The organism is Bacillus sp. FSL K6-1560 (genome assembly GCF_038592935.1).
Classification (GTDB): Bacteria; Bacillota; Bacilli; order Bacillales; family Bacillaceae; genus Bacillus; species Bacillus subtilis.
Window position 1 is genome coordinate 4,215,019 of record NZ_CP151946.1, and the last position, 19,062, is coordinate 4,234,080.

Here is a 19,062-nt window from a genome sequence, read left to right on the forward strand (position 1 = left end):
TTCATTCCCCATTAAGCCAGATCCAACAACTGCTGATCAATATAGTTTCTCGCAATCAATGCATACTCCAGCGGGTTTGCAACATCGGGGTCCTGTTCAGCTTCAATGACAATCCATCCGGAATAACTGTGCTTCAACAGCAGCTGATATACTTCTCTAAAGTCAATGCAGCCGTCACCGGGAACCGTAAACATGCCTTTTAAAAATGATTGCCGGAACGATTGTCCTTCGAGCCTGCATTGTTCCATGACATTCAGGCGGGCATCCTTAAAGTGCACATGCTTAATGCGGCCGATATGCTTCTCAAGCATCCCCATGTAATCGCCGTCAGAAATATACGCATGGCCTGTATCATAGAGGAGGTGTACATGCGCAGGGTCTGTTCCTGCCATCAGGCGGTCCACTTCTTCCGCTGTTTGGACACCAGTGCCGAGATGATGATGATAGACAAGCTTCAAGCCATGCTGAGCGGCAATTTCGCCAAGGTGATTCAGCCCTTCGCAAAGCCGCTCCCATTCATCATCCGTAAAGTGCGGCTTCTCTGTGAACACGTTTTTCTCCAAGCCTTGCACGCTGTACGTTTGTTCAGAGACAACTGCGACATCCGCGTTTACTTGCTGCAAATACTCACAATGCAGGGTAAATGCCTTTGCCGCTTCACCAAGTCCGTCACGCAAAATAAAACTGCTGAACCATTTTCCTGCAATGCGTAAATTCCGAAGCTTCAGCTCTTTGTTCAGGATGGCAGGTTCGGGGAAAAAGCCCCCGACCTCCGTGCCTTGAAAACGTGCGACAACGATATCACTTAACAAATGCTGAAGTGTATTTCCCGCTCCAATTTCAGGCATGTCATCATTCCGCCACCCAATGGGAGCGATTCCCCACAGGATTTCATTTTTGCCCATCTTGGTGCCTCCCCTCTAATACTGCTTCGCAGATTCCAGCTTTTTCTCTTTTGCTTCGTATGCCTTCTGAACGCTTTCTTGTTCAGATACCTCTGCCACCCCGACATGCCACCAGCTGTCATAGCCGTCCGTCATTGTTTTAGGCAGCACCTTCATTTCAATTAATGTTGATACATCCTGTTTCTTCGCATCCTCTAACGCCGCTTTTAATTCTTCTACTGTGTTTGCGCGGTAGGTTTTCGCGCCGTATCCCTCAGCGACTTTCGCGTAATCGACATTCAGGATTTGGTTGTCATCTGTGCGGAACTCGCAATAGTAGCTGCCGCTGCCGTGATCCATTTGCAGGTTGTTGATGCATCCGAATCCTGAGTTGTCAAAGAGCAGCACATTGATTTTCTTGTTGTACTGAATCGCCGTGATCAATTCAGAATGAAGCATCAGGAAGCTGCCGTCTCCGACGATTGAATACACTTCTCTGTCAGGGTGGGCCAGTTTAAGACCGAGTGTCCCGGACACTTCATAGCCCATGCAAGAATATCCATACTCCAGGTGATACGTATTCGGAACATTAGAATGCCACAGACGCTGCAAATCTCCTGGGAGTGAGCCTGCTGAACAGATGATGACGCTGTCTTCAGGAATCGTCTCGTTGATTGTCAGCAATGCCGTTGTTTGCGGAAGCTCCGTATTCAACGCGTCAGCATATTCATTCAGGACCTCTTGAGAAAAGTGATTTTTGATTTCCGGATCAAATGCTTCCCGCTTAAACGTCACTTTGCTGAGACGCTCGCGTTCAGCTAGCCATTCGTCCTTCAGCTCCCGGATCGTTGTGCCGAACTCGCTCTCATAGCCTTCAAGCAAGCCATGCAGTTTGCCAAGCGTCACTTTCGCATCCGCCACCACTTGGAATGCATCAAGTTTATACGCCTGCATTCGGCTGACGTTAATGTTCAAAAACTTCGCTTTATCAAAATCAAAAGCGGTCTTAGAGGATGTCGCAAAATCTGTATACCTTGTGCCGATGCCGATAATCAAATCAGCTTGGCGGGCCGCTTTGTTTGCCGCAAGTGTACCTGTGATGCCCATTCCGCCAAGGTTGTTTGCAAAATCTGCCTCAACGGTAGACTTTCCTGCCTGCGTTTCAACTAACGGAATGTTATAGGCTTCAGAAATAGCAACCAATTCATCGCGCGCACCGGAATATTTTGCGCCTCCGCCGACGAGAATCACAGGTTTTTTGCTGGATTTAATCAGCTCCGCCGCACCTTGAAGCTCGCGCTCGCTCGGCTGCATGCGATCAATATAGTGAACCCGTTTGACGAAGAAACTTTCATCAAAATCGTATGCTTCCCCTTCAACATCCTGAGAAATACAAATCGTTGCCGGACCTGCTTTTGCCGGATCAGTCATGACTTCAAACGCGCGCAGCAAACTGCTCATCAGCTGTTCAGGGCGCGTAATGCGGTCCCAGTATCTCGATACAGGTTTCAATGCATCGTTTGTCGTAATCGCCGCGCTGTATTCTTGCTCCATTTGCTGCAGTACAGGGTCTGGCTGTCTTGTCGCAAATGTGTCTGCCGGAATCAAGAGAACTGGGATATTGTTTGCCAATGCAGTGCCGGCTGCCGCCACCAAGTTAGCCGCTCCCGGTCCGACGGATGTAGACACTGCATATATTTTTCTTCTCAGCATTTGCTTGCTGTACGCCATGGCCGCATGCGCCATTCCTTGTTCATTTTTCCCTTGATAGACTTTCAAATGGCCTGCATCCTGCTCAAGCGCTTGCCCGATCCCTAATACGTTTCCATGACCGAAAATTGTGAAAATCCCTTCGACAAAAGGCTCTTCCTTTCCATCAACATGGATGTACTGCTGGTTTAAGAATTTAATCAGCGCCTGCGCTGTTGTTAAGCGAATTTTCTTGCCCACAAACGATCCCACCTTTACTCGATCTTTTTCAATTATGACTGTGCTTCAATAAGCTGTACGATTTCTTCCGCAGTCGGCATCGCTTCTGACGAACTGTGCTTGCTCACCACAATGGAAGCTGAAGCACTGCCGTATTTCAATGCCGTTTCAATGTCTTTTCCGCTGACAAGGCCATAGATAAAAGCTGACGCATAGGAGTCACCAGCTCCAAAAGTTTTCAGCACTTTTGTCTTGTACGCTTGGGCGCGGAATACCTCGCCGGATTTGCTGTATGCGTAAGAGCCTTCGACGCCGTGTTTGATGACAACGAGGTCGGCTGAATGGCCAAATAAATGATTGACGGATTCTTCATTGCTTCCGCCTGTGCGGTTTTCCATCACATCAAATTCATCGCGTGTGCCGATGACGATATCAGACTGCTCGGCAACCAAAGAATAATAAACGGCTGTTTCATCTGATGACTGCCACGTATACGGGCGGTAATCCAGTTCGAACACCACTTTAACCTGATGCTTCTTCGCGTATTGAACAGCTTTTAATACCGCTTCCCGTGACGGGCTTTTGGCGAGCGCTGTCCCGGAAACAAGCAGCATTTTCGCATTTGCGATATAGTCCTCGCTTACCTCTGAAGGCTCAAGATAAAGATCCGCCACATCATCGCGATACATTAAAATGCTGCATTCTTCAGGGCTGAGGATTTCTGTAAATGCAAGGCCTGCTTTGTGTCCATCTTGATCAACAACCATCTGTGTTGTATCAACGCCGGTCTTTCTCATATAGGACTCTATGAATCTTCCATGCTGGTCATCCGGAATTTTGCCGATGAAGCCCGCTTTTAAGCCAAGCTTCGCGCTGCCGATCGCGATATTCGCAGGTGAACCGCCGACGTATTTGGAAAATGTCATCGTCTCTTCCATTGGGCGGTTGTATTCCACTGCGTTCAGGTCAATACATGCCCGGCCGATGGCAATAATGTCAAAAGCCTTCTCTTCATTGAATGTATACTTCATCGTAAACAGCCACTCCTCACTTGTTAGCGTTCTAAAATCCACTCATGCACCGGGTCGTTATGAAACTTCCATTTTCGCGTCGGCCCTGCCATGACATTTAAATAGTAGGATGTGTATCCGTCCGGAACGCCTACCGGGTGGTATCCCGCAGGAACGATGACAACGTTTTCATTTTCCACAGTCATTGTCTCGTCAATAGAACGGTCATCTGTGTATACGCGCTGAAATACAAAGCCCTGTCCCGGGTCTAACTCATGGTAGTACGTTTCTTCTAAGAAAGATTCTTCCGGCAAGTTGTCTTGATCATGTTTGTGAGGCGGGTAGCTGGACCAGTTGCCGCTGTCTGTATAGACTTCAACTACTAATAGACTGTTAGCTGAAGGGTCTGAATCCGGAAGAATGTTATGAACAGTACGTTTGTTTGAAAATTGCCCGCGATGTTCAATTCCGTTGTCTTCCGCTTTGATCAGCTTTGTCGGAAGCTGCTTTTCCGATGGAGAATAGCAAAGCGCCACTCTTGCGTTGCTGACCGCTGTGATCTCAAATGCACGGTCATTTGATATATAGACGCTGTCTGTCGGTTTTCGTTCAAATACACTTTCACGCGTGCCGATATTCTCAAAAGTCGACTCATAATCTGTCACTGTAATTTTTCCCGTTACCGCCACAATACAGATTTCTTGTTTTTTCAATTCTTCTGTATAGCTTGAACCTGATGCAAGATCTAACACTTTAAACTCTACATAAGTGAGATCAGAGTTGGATGTCGTTACTTCGTGCACGAGTTTGACCCCATTAGACACTTCATGCGACTGCGGCTTACGCAACAAATAACTCATAGTGAAGCCCTCCTCTTTCTATTGGCAGAATGAGTCCGAACAGCGCACATGGACGCCGTTCGGCTGTTCGTCGTTTAGTTGAAATCAGGTGCCGGATATCTTGCCGTTACCACTTTTTTACGTGTATAGAAGTCGACGCTGTCTTTTCCGTTCGCATGCAGCGTTCCAAAGAATGAAGATTTCCAGCCTGAGAATGGGAAGAACGCCATTGGAGCCGGCACCCCAAGGTTGATTCCTAGCATTCCCGCATCAATGTTTTCACGGAAGTAGCGGATTGCGTTTGAGTTGGATGTGAACAAGCAGGCGCCGTTCGCAAACTCAGACTTATTGGCGATTTCAATCGCTTCTTTCAGGTTTTTCACACGAATGACAGATAAGACCGGAGCGAAAATTTCATCTTTCCAGATCGTCATCTCTGTTGTGACATTGTCAAAGATCGTCGGGCCGACAAAGTAGCCGTCGTCTGACACATTTTCACGTCCGTCACATACGAGTCTGGCACCTTCTTCAAGACCTTTTTCGATATAGCTGAGCGTGCGCTTCTTGTTGTCTTCGCGAATCACCGGTCCTAAGAACACGCCGTCATCAAGGCCATTACCGATTTTAATGTCCGCCACTTTTTCCTGCAGCTTCGCCATAAATTCATCGGCGATTCCTTCTTCAACTGTCACAACCGCACAAGCCATGCAGCGTTCACCGGCAGAACCGAAGGCAGCTCCGACGATGTTTGTGACCGTGTCTTCAAGATTCGCATCGTTCAAGACAATCGTATGGTTTTTCGCGCCAGTCAGAGATTGAACGCGTTTTAAGTTTTCGCTTCCTTTTTTGTAGACGTATTCGCCTACTGGCTTGGAGCCTACAAATGAAATTGCTTTAATTTCGGGATGCTCAAGGATGCCGTTCACAACGTCATGCGCACCGTATACGACGTTGAACACCCCTTTCGGAAGGCCCGCTTTTTCAAAAAGCTCAACCAATTTCTCTGTTAACAGCGGAGTCCGCTCAGATGGCTTTAAAATAAATGTGTTGCCGAGCGCGATCGCCATCGGGAACATCCAGCAAGGAACCATCATCGGGAAGTTGAATGGCGCGATTCCGCCGACAACTCCGATTGGGTAACGGTAGTTCGCCGCTTCAACGTCCGTTGCGATGGAAGCAAGTGAGTCACCCATCATCAGGGAAGGTGCTCCAGCGGCGAACTCTACGTTTTCAATCCCGCGTCCCACTTCACCTAAAGCTTCTTTCGTGTTTTTTCCGTTTTCAATGGTAATTAGATGAGCAAGTTCTTCTTTATGCTGAGACAGCAGCTGCTGGAAGTTAAATAGAATTCTGGCACGGCGCGGAACCGCCACCTTTGACCATGTTTTAAATGCTTCAGCAGCCGTTTGCGCTGCGTAATCAATATCCTCTTGTGTAGAAATCGGCACTTGGCATAGTACTTCTTTCGTCGCCGGATTGACGACATCTTCATATTGATCTGTTTTGCTTTCAACCCATTCACCGTTGATGTAGTTTTTTAATTTTCTGATTTCTGCCATTCTTATTGCCTCCTTCATTAGTAAACACATACACTTGTATGGATGGTTCCGGATAGATTCATATCAATATCCACTTTTCAGCAAGCCAAGAATTAAACGCTTTCAAAAAAAACAAAAAAATAAATGGCGGATGCATATTTACATACAAGCAACCATTTCATGCACAACAGGTTACTTTTTGGTCATTTCTTGGTTATATTCTAATCGTATAATACCCATAAGTCAATCATAAACACTAAATTTTTTCATTATTTTTATTATATTAATCTTTTAATCAAGTAAGAGAGGTAAGAGAAGCCCGTCGAACCTTGCAAAAGATATACACCGATGTTATCATTTTTTAAGCAACTATTGATTAACTTTTGGTTTTTATTATATATTTATGTTACGTAAAGATTCAAGAAGGAGTTTTTAATATGAAACTGATGCGGATTCAGGAAATGGAGGAGTACATTTTATCGCATGGCACTGTTTCCTTAGATGAGCTGTGCCAGGTGTTCAATGTCTCCAAAAACACAGTCAGACGTGATATCAACAAGCTTACAGAAAAGGGTGCGATTGAAAAAGTATACGGCGGCGTAACATCTATTGAAAAAACCGCATTAGTTCCTTTTGAAAATCGCACCATTCAGCACCAGGATGAAAAAACAAAAATCGCCCATTATGCTTCCCGATTTATTGAAGATCACGATTTGGTCTTCATTGATTCAGGAACGACGACAAAGTCTATTCTTGATACGCTTGATCCAGCCAAAAATGTCACCATCTTAACCAACAGTTTAGACATTATCAATGCGGCGTCAGCTTTGAAGAATATCAACTTAATCATTATCGGAAACAACTATAAGAGAAAAACCCGCTCCTTTGTCGGTATGGACGACCCGGCTATGCTTGATAAGTACAATATCAACAAAGCCTTTATGTCTGCTACCGGAACGACGCTGACACATGGATTGACCAACTCGGATCTGCTGGAGTATGAAATTAAAAAGAGGATTTCGGAAAAAGCAAAAGAAGTGTATCTATTGGCTGACCATTCTAAATTCGGAAAATCAACGCTTCTGACATATGCGCCGTTTGACAGGCTGCATTGCATTGTGACCTCTCAGCCATTAGACGACGAGTACACGCAGTACTGCAATGAGCATCAAATCGGCATTCATCTGGCCGAACGTTTACAATAGTGTTGAGAGTCTATCATCCATTTTATTCTAGGAGGCAGATCATGAAAAAAGCGAAGCTCGGAAAATCAGACTTGCAGGTATTCCCTATCGGATTAGGAACAAATGCTGTCGGAGGACATAACCTCTACCCGAACCTAAATGAAGAAACCGGAAAAGAATTGGTGCGCGAGGCGATCCGTAATGGCGTGACAATGTTAGACACCGCTTACATTTACGGGATCGGCCGTTCCGAAGAATTAATTGGTGAAGTGCTGCGTGAATTCAACCGTGAAGATGTTGTCATCGCGACAAAAGCCGCTCACAGAAAACAAGGCAATGATTTTGTCTTTGATAATTCACCAGAATTTCTTAAAAAATCAGTTGATGAAAGCCTGAAGCGCTTGAATACCGATTATATCGATTTGTTCTACATTCACTTCCCTGACGAACATACGCCTAAGGATGAAGCCGTTAACGCGCTGAATGAGATGAAGAAAGCCGGAAAAATCCGCTCCATCGGTGTATCCAACTTCTCTTTAGAGCAATTGAAAGAAGCAAACAAAGACGGTTTGGTAGATGTATTGCAAGGCGAATACAACCTGTTAAACCGTGAAGCGGAAAAAACATTCTTCCCGTATACAAAGGAGCATAATATTTCATTTATCCCTTACTTCCCTCTCGTATCAGGTTTATTGGCAGGAAAGTATACAGAAGATACAACGTTCCCAGAAGGCGACCTGCGAAACGAACAGGAACACTTCAAGGGCGAGCGTTTCAAAGAAAATATCAGAAAGGTCAACAAGCTTGCGCCGATTGCCGAAAAACACAACGTGGATATCCCTCACATCGTATTGGCCTGGTATTTAGCAAGACCGGAAATTGATATTTTAATCCCGGGAGCAAAACGTGCCGATCAGCTGATTGATAACATCAAAACAGCCGACGTGACGCTTTCTCAAGAGGATATTTCATTTATTGATAAGCTGTTCGCATAAGAAGAAAACAGCCTTCTCCAATGGAGAAGGCTGTTTTTTTGTGCGATAAATTCCTAAATAACTGATTTTGAAGCAAAACCTTACAAAATGAGCCATAAATCCGATAAAATAAAGGTAGTTTATCTCAGAAAGAAAGTGATTGAGAAAGCAAAAGTATGAAACGTTCATATCATCTAGCTCATATGAAATAAAGCTGACCCAGCTTCTTTTATTTGCTGGTCAGAATAGCGGACCGTTTCGATGGTCTATGGAGGAAACAGAATGAAACTTAAATATGTAAAAGCCTTAGTTGCAGTAACCGTTGCTTTAGGTGTACTGCTGCCATCAACGATTTCTCATGCAAAGAGCTTTAGCGGCCGCTCATCATCTAGTTACAGCAGCCGAAGTTCAAGCTCGTCATACAGCGGAAGCTATAAATCAAGCCCGAAATCAAGCTACAGCTCAGGATCAAGCTCTTCTAGCAAAAAATCCAAGACGTCTGACGATTCATCATCATCGATTTCGCTTAAAAAGAAGCCTTCGGAAAAGGCAAGTTCATCAAGCTCTAAAAAATCGTCAGGCACCTTTTCCGGCGCTACATCAAAAGTAACCGGAAAGACATACAGCGGAAAAACGTCTAAAGCCTATGTTGGCGGACGATATGTTTCAGTCAATCATTACTATCACGCAGGTTTCGCGCCATCAGGATGGTTTGGATATTATAGCGGATTTACAATGGGTATGTTCATGATCAGCATGATGCACCCATGGGGTTACACCTATCATCCAGTCGGAGGCCCCGGTTATGTTTCTTATGGCGCTTCACCCATTGCCTGGATCGTTGATATCATCGCTTTGATTATTATTTTAATCATTGTCATCGCATTGATTCGCGCATTTAAAGCACCAAAGACGTACAGAAGGAGATTTTAGGCAATGAGATTAATATTAAATGAGCAAGAAATTGTAGACGGAATTTGCGTGTATATTTCCAATGAAGAAGATATCTACCCTGAAGACGTTGAAGTAAAGGAGCTATCTTATAACAAGCGTACAGGGTTCTTCGCTGAAGCTACATTTGGCCTGCACCACAAGCAGCTTATGTCAGATGACATTTCAGAAGGCATTATTCAGTTCTTAGAGGAATACCACAACTTCAATCCGGACGTTACCGTCGTTGAATTGCAATTTGATAAGAAAAAAGGCTTCTCCGCCTTGGTTTTTGTCAACGAGGACGAATAAAAACCAAAACCTTACTCCGGGTGAGTAAGGTTTTTTATAATGGTTTTCCAGTAGACAGGTAGAGCATCTCCCCTTTAATCAGCAGACCGCCTGAGAGATAACATGCAAAACCTCCTTTTACTCATATCCTTGCGTCAAAAAGGTTTTGGCGCTTACAATGATTTTGAAAGGAATGATCACAATGGCAAATGCTCAATTCCCTCTTATCACACAAAACCTTTCTCTCGATCTCGTGAATACTGAAATTGTAAGCTATGATAAACGGCACGATCTCATCCAGTCAGAAAAAGATCTGATGGCATGGTTTGAAATAATGGGAGAAACTGCTCCTTTTCTCAATTCTTTGACGCTACAGGAAGTCCGAGGACAATTGCAGCGGATTCATCAATTCCGGGCTGAGCTGAGAAAACACTTTGAGCGTATCGTCGAAGGCAGCGAACCTTCCCCAGCTTTTATCTCTTTCCTGCAAGACCAAATCACCGCCGCTCCTTTTTCTTATCAAATCATAGATGACAAACTTGCCCGCATTCCGAATGGAAAACCAGATGATTCCATTTTATCGCTTATCGCTTACGATGCGTTGTGGCTGATTCACACAAAAGAAATCCAACAGCTGAAACGGTGCGCAAACGAAAAGTGCATTTTGCTTTTTCTTGATAAAACAGGAAGACGAAAATGGTGCTCGATGAAGATATGCGGCAACAGACATAAGGTCTCACGCCATCAGAAAAAAATAAATCATGAGTAAGAATCCGTTCCCCAGCGAACGGTTTTTTTATTGTTTTGATAAATTAACCCCTAAAAATTAAATTGACAGGTTAGTATTTACCTATTATTCTATACATACTGGAGGGATAAATTTGGAAAACAACTTCTTTTTAAAAATGAAAGGGACAGGAAAAACGCCTTTACGGGTAAACGGCAAAGACGCTGTTACAGGGCTTATCGGAGGATTTATGACTATATTAACACTGGCTTCGTTGACCGCTTATACATCAAGCTTATGGTTAATGGCGCCTTTTGGGGCAAGCTGTGTGCTCGTCTTCAGCGCTTGGAATGCTCCATTATCACAACCGAGAAATGTGATTGGCGGCCATTTTATTTCCGCGCTTACCGGGATTGTTGTCCTTCACATATTCGGCGCCCATCCATGGACCTTTGCATTGGGGACAGGGCTTGCCATTTGCTTGATGATGCTGACCAAAACCACTCATCCTCCTGCCGGCGCCGACCCGATTGTTGTCATTCAAGGGGCATATGCTTGGAGTTATTTAGTATTTCCCGTGCTCATTGGGTCTGTCATCATCGTGATCATTGCTCTCATTATTAATAACTTACGAAAAAATCGCCAATACCCCGCCTTTTGGCTATAAAGTTTCCGTTTTTTCAAAACAAATGTTTCAAATGAGATAGGAAATGGGTACTAATCTATTAACTTTGTTACATATTTTTAGATACTCATTGGCTCAACAACTGAGGAGGAGACATTTGTGAAGAAAGACACAAGGAAATATATGATCTACTTTTTCGGCGCTTTAGGGGGACTGCTATATGGTTACGATACAGGCGTTATCTCCGGGGCACTCCTGTTTATCAATAACGATATTCCTTTAACGACATTGACAGAAGGATTGGTTGTCAGCATGCTGCTCCTTGGCGCGATTTTCGGTTCGGCCTTGAGCGGCACATGCTCAGACCGCTGGGGCAGGAGAAAGGTTGTATTTGTCCTTTCCATCATTTTTATTATCGGTGCGCTCGCTTGCGCGTTTTCTCAAACAATCGGCATGCTGATTGCATCTAGGGTGATACTCGGGTTGGCCGTCGGCGGTTCAACGGCACTTGTGCCCGTGTATCTTTCCGAAATGGCACCGACGAAAATTCGCGGGACACTCGGCACAATGAACAACTTAATGATTGTCACCGGGATTTTGCTCGCCTATATCGTTAACTATCTGTTCACACCGTTTGAAGCGTGGCGCTGGATGGTCGGTCTGGCCGCAGTGCCTGCCGTGCTTTTATTAATCGGCATCGCGTTCATGCCAGAATCGCCAAGATGGCTCGTGAAGCGCGGCCGTGAAGAAGAAGCGAGACGAATCATGAACATCACTCATGATCCAAAAGACATCGAAATGGAATTGGCAGAGATGAAGCAAGGAGAAGCAGAGAAAAAAGAAACGACACTCAGCGTCCTAAAAGCCAAATGGATTCGCCCCATGCTTCTGATTGGCGTCGGCCTTGCCATTTTCCAGCAGGCGGTCGGCATTAACACGGTCATCTACTACGCGCCAACCATTTTTACGAAGGCAGGTCTTGGCACATCAGCTTCGGCGCTCGGCACAATGGGGATCGGCATCCTCAACGTCATCATGTGTATCACTGCCATGATCTTAATTGACCGTGTCGGACGCAAAAAACTTCTGATCTGGGGAAGTGTCGGCATCACACTGAGCCTTGCTGCTTTATCAGGCGTGCTCCTGACACTGGGGCTTTCCGCATCAACAGCGTGGATGACAGTAGTCTTTCTCGGCGTCTATATCGTCTTTTACCAGGCGACATGGGGTCCGGTAGTGTGGGTGCTCATGCCTGAGCTCTTCCCGTCCAAAGCGCGCGGTGCCGCGACAGGGTTCACGACTTTGGTGTTATCGGCAGCCAACCTGATCGTGTCGCTCGTCTTCCCGCTGATGCTAAGCGCAATGGGAATCGCATGGGTCTTTATGGTTTTCTCAGTCATTTGTCTTCTCTCATTTTTCTTCGCTTTCTACATGGTGCCGGAAACCAAAGGGCGAAGCTTGGAGGAAATTGAAGCAAGCCTGAAAAACCGGTTTAAAAAGAAGAAAAGCACCCAAAACCAAATGCTGAATGAGCGTACATTATAAAAAAAAGGAATCGTCTCCTTATGGGACGATTCCTTTTTCTGTTTACACCATGACCTTGCAAATATTGTTCGTAAATTCCACGGGGTCCTGAATCGGCAGGCCTTCGATGAGAAGCGCCTGATTGTACAGAAGGTTTGTGTACAGGCTCAGCTTCTCTTTATCTTGTTCAAACGCGTCCTGCAGCGTTTGGAATACCTCGTGATTTGGGTTGATTTCCAGCACTTTTTCCGCCTTCACATTTTGGCTGTCAGGCATCGCGTTTAAGATTTTTTCCATCTCAATTGTCACTTCGCCGTCAGCAGCAAGGCAGACTGGATGTGATTTAAGCCGTTTTGAGACTCTGACGTTTTTCACTTTGTCTGACAGAATGTTTTTCATTTCCTCAAACAGATCCTTATACTTGCTTTCCTCTTCCTCGGACTGCTTTTGATCCTCATCCGTGTCTATGCCAAGGTCTCCGCTTGATACGGACTTGAATTCTTTTTCCTGATAAGAAGCCAGCATTTTAATTGCAAACTCATCGATGTCCTCAGTAAAGTAGAGGATTTCATAGCCTTTGTCCGCCACCATTTCCGTTTGCGGCAGTTTCTCAATGCGGTCGTAAGAATCACCGGTCGCGTAATAAATGTATTTCTGCTCCTCTGGCATTCTGGAAACATACTCGTCTAAGCTGACCAGTTTTTTCTCTTTTGAAGAGTAGAATAATAGGAGATCCTTCAATTGATCCTTATTCGCGCCAAAATCATTGTACACGCCGAATTTCAGCTGTCTGCCGAACGACTTGTAGAACGTCTCGTATTTCTCGCGGTCTTTTTTCAACAGGCTTTGCAGCTCGCTTTTGATTTTCTTGCTGATGTTTTTCGCGATCAGCTTCAGCTGGCGGTCATGCTGCAGCATTTCTCTGGAAATATTCAGCGACAGATCCTCAGAATCGACCATGCCCTTCACAAAGCTGAAGTGGTCCGGTAGCAGGTCTGCGCACTTATTCATGATCAGCACGCCATTGGAATACAGCTCCAAGCCTTTCTCATATTCCTTGGAATAGTAGTCAAACGGCATGTTTTCAGGGACGAATAGAATCGCGTTGTAGCGAACGGCTCCATCCACACTAATATGAACGTGTGTCAGCGGTTTATCAAACCCGTAATGCTTTTCAGCATAGAATTTTTCATAATCCTCATCTGTCAGCTCGCTTTTGTTTTTTCTCCAGATCGGCACCATGCTGTTGACCGTCTGCTCTTCCTGCACCTCTTCAAATTCATTTTCGCTGCCTTCCTTCGGCTTATTAATGGTTGTATCCATTTTGATCGGGTAGCGAATGAAGTCGGAGTACTTCTTGATGATCGCTTTTAAACGATATTCCTCTAAAAACTCGTCATAGCTATCATCTTCTGTGTTCTCTTTGATTTTCAGGATAATGTCTGTACCGACAGAATCCTTTTCACACGGCTCAATCGTATAGCCGTCTGCACCCGCAGACTCCCATTTATAAGCCTCTTCGCTGCCAAGCGCTTTACTGATGACTGTCACGACATCGGCAACCATAAATGCCGCGTAAAAACCGACACCGAACTGCCCGATAATGTCATGTCCGTCTTTCAGCTCGTTTTCCTTTTTAAACGCGAGGGAACCGCTTTTTGCAATTGTTCCAAGATGCTGTTCAAGCTCATCCTTTGTCATTCCGATCCCCGTATCAGAGATGGTTAATGTTCTCGCATCTTTGTCAGCTGCGACCTTTATGTAGTAACTGTCTTTATCAAACGTAAGCGCATCGTCCGTAAGCGCTTTGTAATAGATTTTGTCAATCGCATCACTCGAATTGGAGATTAACTCGCGCAGGAAAATTTCTTTTTGGGTATAAATGGAGTTAATCATCATATCCAGCAAGCGTTTAGACTCTGCTTTAAACTCTTTTTTCGCCACTCTTGATCGCTCCTTTACCATTATGTAAACCCTTTTCAGCATCTATTTATCACATAAGATGACAATTGTCAATTAGATTGATAGATGCATATATATGTAAATTTAACATTAGTTGGATTTGTTTTCACTCTTTTTCTCACTCATTCTCATAAAAAAGAGAGGCTTCATCATCCTCTCTTTTTTTCTGTGTCATTCCAGCGGCCAAACTCCCGCTTCATCCATATATGCACCGGGTAGAAAAACAAACCGAACGGTATCAAAAACAAAAGATTATGCCATGAAGCATTCAGAAATGCGCTTGCAGTCACCGGAAACGTAATCTCTTGCAATAAAAAAGAGATGACAGTCAGCACAACAAATGCAGATGGAATGGTCACGATGCAATAAAACTTGAGCTCCTTCTTATGCTGTACCTTCAAACATACAAACCTCCCAACAATTTCTAATTCATCTTAACATATGCTGGCCTTTCTTTTCTCGCATGTTTATCACTGCATATAGCGGGAAGACAAATAGAAAAAGGAGGTCTCGTATCATGGGAAGACTCGAAAACAAAACAGCAGTGATCACAGGCGCCGCGACAGGCATTGGGCAAGCGACGGCAGAGGTTTTTGCCAATGAAGGCGCGCGTGTGATCATCGGAGATATCAATAAAGATCAAATGGAAGAAACAGTTGACGCAATCAGAAAAAACGGAGGACAGGCCGAATCCTTTCACCTCGATGTGTCAGATGAAAACAGTGTGAAAGCATTTGCTGATCAAATCAAGGATGCATGCGGAACGATTGATATTCTGTTTAATAATGCCGGCGTTGATCAGGAAGGCGGAAAGGTGCACGAATATCCGGTTGACCTGTTTGACCGCATTATCGCTGTCGACCTGCGCGGCACATTCCTTTGCAGCAAATATCTGATTCCGCTCATGCTCGAAAATGGAGGCTCCATCATCAACACCTCCTCCATGTCAGGCCGTGCCGCGGACCTTGACCGCTCGGGCTACAACGCAGCAAAAGGCGGCATCACCAACCTGACAAAAGCGATGGCGATCGACTACGCACGGAACGGCATCCGCGTCAATTCCATTTCACCGGGTACGATCGAAACCCCGCTGATTGACAAATTAGCAGGCACCAAAGAACAGGAAATGGGTGAAAAATTCCGCGAAGCCAACAAATGGGTCACGCCGCTCGGCCGCCTCGGCCAGCCGAAGGAAATGGCGACAGTGGCCCTGTTCCTCGCGTCAGACGACAGCTCATACGTCACAGGAGAGGACATCACCGCAGACGGCGGCATCATGGCCTACACATGGCCAGGGAAAATGCTGATTGATGAGAAATGGAAGAAAGAAACGAAATAAGAGAGGGGATGTCCCTCTCTTTTTGTCTTTCAAAGCAATACAACCTTATACTTTTTCACATCCAAAAACTGCAAAAATTCCCTCGCCAGCACTTCAGGCGGATGCGCCTTTCCTTCATCCAGCCGATACAAAAGCAACCCAATAATCATTGCGGATACATAATGGGCATAAAGCTTTTTCTCTGCGTGAATATCAGTTTGCTGATGCAGATAAAACGATTCCAGCGCTTTGAACATATCAGGTATCACATGAGGAACACCCCATTCCCGATTGAGAAAATAGACAATGGGCATGTTTGACAAAGCAGAAAGCAGACTGGCGAGCGCCTTCTCCGCTTCCTTTAAGGAAAATTCATTCGGGCTGGAGGCAATCGTCAGGTGATCAATGATCTCCGCACATGATCGCTGTATCATGGTTTGGAGCAATTCCTCCTTATTGGCATAGTGATCATAAAAGGTTGCACGGCGGATATTGCTTTTCCGGGTAATATCCGAAATTGTGATGGCTGCGTAGTCTTTTTTCTCCGCCAGCACGTCCAGAAATGCCTTCTGGAGCGCCTCTCTCGTTCGAACCACACGCCTGTCGATTTGCTTGTCCTTCTCTCGCTCTCCTGGCACAGCTTGTCCAAACAGCCAATAAAATCTCTTTTGAGAAACAAGCTCCCATACCTTTTGGCTGATAGCTTCCGGAGTCGCGGCCGCATCCTCATTCAGCCAATACAGGATAATCGCGTACGTGTACAAGGCCCGGTAATGTCCGTAAATTTCCCGTTCGATCGGCGTCAAATTCACATGGACCGGAGTCAGCAGCACATCCTGCTGAAACACATCCCTAAAAAAACGATGGAAATGTCCTCTGTTCATCATCACAGAAAAAAAGGATCGATGCTCATGAACAAAGGACAGCGTCGGATGCACCGTTTGCCGTTTTTTGTTCAAATGAAGGGTATCCATATGACTGAAGGCGTCAAAAAGCGCTTTGCCCAGTCCTTCCTTCATGTCTTCGATCACATCCTCAATGATTGAAAACTTATCCTCATAATAAAGGTAGAGCGATCCGCGGCTCACTTTGGCCTTCTCAGCGATTTCTTTCATTGTGATGTGTTGAATATCTCTTTCTTTCAATAAAGCCAGCAGCGCCTCTTTCACTTGAGCTTCGGCAGATTCCGGCACAAAAGACACCTCCAATCATTAGACAGATCTTAGATATATGTACGGTAACGTATAGATGGTTCACCGTTGTCTTTCTTACAGAAAAGGTACCACCTTATAATAGGTCCGAGAAAAGAAGAAAGCAAATGAGGGGGATTTTACAATGGAACAGCAAGTAAAGGACGACATCCAGCGTGTCTTTCAGCTTCAGAAAAAACATCAAAAAGCATTGCGCGCTTCAACAGCAGAACAGCGGAGAGAAAAGCTTCAACGCTTTTTAGATTCCGTCATCGCCCATGAAGAAGAAATCATCAAAGCGATCCGCAAAGACGTCCGCAAACCATATCACGAAGTCAAAAAAGCGGAAATCGAAGGAACAAAAAAAGCGATCAGAGATAATATGAATAACCTGGAACAATGGATGGCGCCTAAAGAAGTCGGTTCATCGTTAAGCCCTGACGCAAACGGAATTCTTATGTACGAGCCTAAAGGCGTCACACTCATCCTCGGCCCGTGGAACTATCCGTTTATGCTGACGATGGCGCCGCTTGCCGCTTCTCTCGCAGCCGGAAACAGCGCGATTGTGAAGCTGTCCGATTTCACGATGAACACGAGCAACATTGCCGCTAAAGTGATAAGAGACGCTTTTGATGAAAAAGAAGTCGCGATTTTTGAAGGAGAGGTTGAGGTGGCAACCGAACTACTTGATCAGCCGTTCGACCACATTTTCTTCACTGGAAGCACAAATGTCGGGAAAATCGTCATGACAGCGGCTGCCAAACACTTGGCATCTGTCACACTTGAGCTTGGCGGCAAGAGCCCGACGATTATCGACAGTGAATACGATCTGATGGACGCAGCGAAAAAGATCGCCGTCGGGAAATTCGTAAACGCCGGCCAAACCTGCATCGCACCTGATTACCTGTTCATTAAAAAAGACGTTCAGGACCGGTTCGCGGGGATTTTACAAACAGTCGTCAACGCTGGATTTATGGAGGATGATCATAACCCAGACCGCAGCAAATTTACGCAGATCGTCAATGACCGCAACTTCAACCGCGTCAAAGATCTGTTCGACGATGCCATCGAAAAAGGGGCGGAAGTGGTGTTCGGCGGCGTATTCGATGCCAGCGACCGCACGATCTCGCCAACAGTTTTGAAAAACGTCACGCCTGACATGAAAATCATGCAGGAGGAAATCTTCGCACCGATCCTGCCAATGATGAACTATGAAGACATCGACGAGGTCATCGATTACGTAAATGACCGCGATAAACCGCTTGCACTTTATGTGTTCAGCAAAAACCAAGACCTGATTGACAACGTCCTTCAGCACACGACATCAGGAAATGCGGCCATCAATGATGTCGTCGTCCATTTTAGTGACGTCAACCTGCCATTCGGCGGCGTCAACACAAGCGGAATCGGCTCCTATCATGGGGTATACGGATTCAAAGAGTTTTCTCATGAGAAGGGTGTATTTATTCAAGCCTCTAAATAATCGTAATGAAGAGAATCTGCATCATCTTGCAGGTTCTTTTTTTTTCTTTATATCACCTAAATAAAGAGATTAAAAGTGATAAAATACCATTTTTACTACGAGACCAAACCCTGCAGCCTCTAACGTATAATATCCCAGAAAACTTCAAAGGAGTAAAATGATACATGGAAAAACCAGCTGGATTTTGGATTCGGGCAGCCGCCTCTATTATTGATGTATTTATTATAGCTATATTCTCTTTCATTATGATTTTATTAACACCTTCATTGTGTTGCCACTCATTGATGAAGCAGGTACACACATGTCAGAAGCCCGATATGAGTTTTTCATGTTGATCATTGGCACAATCCCTGTTTTGGCCATCATATTTATTTTCGCTATTCTTTACTATAGCTTGCTGACTTCCTCAAACATGCAAGCAACATTGGGAAAAAAACTCATGGGCATCATCGTTGTCAATCAGTATAGCGAGCGTATTTCTTTTTGGCACAGCTTCGGCCGTTTCTTCGCTTACACATTATTTAAGATCTTATATATCGGTTTTATCATGGCGGCCTTTCCCTCTAAACTGGCATTACACGATTATATTTGCGGGACAAAAGTTGTCTATAAAAATAAATATCTTGATTGATCAAAAAACAGGCTGCCGAGTTA

At 45.0% G+C, this 19,062-nt stretch carries 17 protein-coding genes and 1 pseudogene; 10 read left to right on the forward strand and 8 right to left on the reverse strand.

What is annotated here, in order from left to right:
- Positions 1-11: 11 nt before the first annotated feature.
- The 5 genes from iolE to iolA form a co-directional block, all read right to left on the reverse strand.
- Complete coding sequence (iolE, locus tag NYE22_RS22375; RefSeq protein WP_064671727.1) at positions 12-905, reverse strand: myo-inosose-2 dehydratase; 894 nt, start codon at positions 903-905, stop codon at positions 12-14.
- 15 nt (positions 906-920) lie between these two features.
- Positions 921-2,834: a 3D-(3,5/4)-trihydroxycyclohexane-1,2-dione acylhydrolase (decyclizing) gene (gene iolD / locus NYE22_RS22380; RefSeq protein WP_003242642.1), complete on the reverse strand. Its 1,914-nt coding sequence runs from the start codon at positions 2,832-2,834 to the stop codon at positions 921-923.
- A gap of 32 nt (positions 2,835-2,866) precedes the next feature.
- Complete coding sequence (iolC, locus tag NYE22_RS22385; RefSeq protein WP_014478485.1) at positions 2,867-3,844, reverse strand: 5-dehydro-2-deoxygluconokinase; 978 nt, start codon at positions 3,842-3,844, stop codon at positions 2,867-2,869.
- Positions 3,845-3,867: 23 nt separating this feature from the next.
- Positions 3,868-4,683: a 5-deoxy-glucuronate isomerase gene (gene iolB, locus NYE22_RS22390; protein ID WP_187001984.1), complete on the reverse strand. Its 816-nt coding sequence runs from the start codon at positions 4,681-4,683 to the stop codon at positions 3,868-3,870.
- Positions 4,684-4,757: 74 nt separating this feature from the next.
- On the reverse strand, positions 4,758-6,221 hold the full coding sequence (iolA, locus tag NYE22_RS22395; RefSeq protein WP_032725032.1) for a methylmalonate-semialdehyde dehydrogenase: 1,464 nt from the start codon (positions 6,219-6,221) through the stop codon (positions 4,758-4,760).
- Positions 6,222-6,637: 416 nt separating this feature from the next.
- Between iolA and iolR the strand changes: the two genes are divergently transcribed.
- The 7 genes from iolR (at position 6,638) to NYE22_RS22430 (ending at position 12,476) form a co-directional block, all read left to right on the forward strand.
- Complete coding sequence (iolR, locus tag NYE22_RS22400; protein ID WP_038828963.1) at positions 6,638-7,405, forward strand: myo-inositol utilization transcriptional regulator IolR; 768 nt, start codon at positions 6,638-6,640, stop codon at positions 7,403-7,405.
- Between the two features lie 41 nt (positions 7,406-7,446).
- The gene (locus NYE22_RS22405; protein WP_003227049.1) at positions 7,447-8,379 is read left to right on the forward strand and encodes an aldo/keto reductase; all 933 of its coding nucleotides are present in this window, start codon (positions 7,447-7,449) and stop codon (positions 8,377-8,379) included.
- A gap of 261 nt (positions 8,380-8,640) precedes the next feature.
- Positions 8,641-9,291, forward strand: a complete 651-nt coding sequence (locus tag NYE22_RS22410) for a hypothetical protein (protein WP_003244225.1) — start codon at positions 8,641-8,643, stop codon at positions 9,289-9,291.
- 3 nt (positions 9,292-9,294) lie between these two features.
- Positions 9,295-9,600 carry a YxcD family protein gene (locus tag NYE22_RS22415; RefSeq protein ID WP_021481035.1) on the forward strand — a complete coding sequence of 102 codons (306 nt, stop codon included), beginning with the start codon at positions 9,295-9,297 and terminating at the stop codon, positions 9,598-9,600.
- 181 nt (positions 9,601-9,781) lie between these two features.
- Complete coding sequence (locus NYE22_RS22420; protein WP_342412202.1) at positions 9,782-10,348, forward strand: CGNR zinc finger domain-containing protein; 567 nt, start codon at positions 9,782-9,784, stop codon at positions 10,346-10,348.
- 136 nt (positions 10,349-10,484) lie between these two features.
- On the forward strand, positions 10,485-10,973 hold the full coding sequence (locus NYE22_RS22425) for an HPP family protein (RefSeq protein WP_223497743.1): 489 nt from the start codon (positions 10,485-10,487) through the stop codon (positions 10,971-10,973).
- Between the two features lie 117 nt (positions 10,974-11,090).
- A complete protein-coding gene (locus NYE22_RS22430) occupies positions 11,091-12,476 on the forward strand; it encodes a sugar porter family MFS transporter (RefSeq protein WP_103749150.1) in 1,386 nt (461 codons plus the stop codon).
- A 42-nt stretch (positions 12,477-12,518) separates the two neighbouring features.
- On the opposite strand, the gene htpG is transcribed toward NYE22_RS22430, so the two are convergent.
- Positions 12,519-14,399 carry a molecular chaperone HtpG gene (htpG, locus tag NYE22_RS22435; protein ID WP_342412203.1) on the reverse strand — a complete coding sequence of 627 codons (1,881 nt, stop codon included), beginning with the start codon at positions 14,397-14,399 and terminating at the stop codon, positions 12,519-12,521.
- 167 nt (positions 14,400-14,566) lie between these two features.
- Positions 14,567-14,818 carry a hypothetical protein gene (locus NYE22_RS22440; protein WP_003244458.1) on the reverse strand — a complete coding sequence of 84 codons (252 nt, stop codon included), beginning with the start codon at positions 14,816-14,818 and terminating at the stop codon, positions 14,567-14,569.
- Between the two features lie 116 nt (positions 14,819-14,934).
- On the opposite strand from NYE22_RS22440, the gene NYE22_RS22445 reads away from it, so the two are divergent.
- A complete protein-coding gene (locus tag NYE22_RS22445) occupies positions 14,935-15,756 on the forward strand; it encodes an SDR family oxidoreductase (RefSeq protein ID WP_015385126.1) in 822 nt (273 codons plus the stop codon).
- A gap of 29 nt (positions 15,757-15,785) precedes the next feature.
- On the opposite strand, the gene NYE22_RS22450 is transcribed toward NYE22_RS22445, so the two are convergent.
- On the reverse strand, positions 15,786-16,928 hold the full coding sequence (locus tag NYE22_RS22450; protein WP_187001985.1) for a TetR/AcrR family transcriptional regulator: 1,143 nt from the start codon (positions 16,926-16,928) through the stop codon (positions 15,786-15,788).
- A 142-nt stretch (positions 16,929-17,070) separates the two neighbouring features.
- Between NYE22_RS22450 and NYE22_RS22455 the strand changes: the two genes are divergently transcribed.
- Together NYE22_RS22455 and NYE22_RS22460 are read left to right on the forward strand one after the other, a co-directional pair.
- On the forward strand, positions 17,071-18,408 hold the full coding sequence (locus NYE22_RS22455) for an aldehyde dehydrogenase family protein (protein WP_187001986.1): 1,338 nt from the start codon (positions 17,071-17,073) through the stop codon (positions 18,406-18,408).
- Between the two features lie 164 nt (positions 18,409-18,572).
- Positions 18,573-19,039: pseudogene (locus NYE22_RS22460) on the forward strand (RDD family protein).
- Positions 19,040-19,062 lie beyond the last annotated feature (23 nt).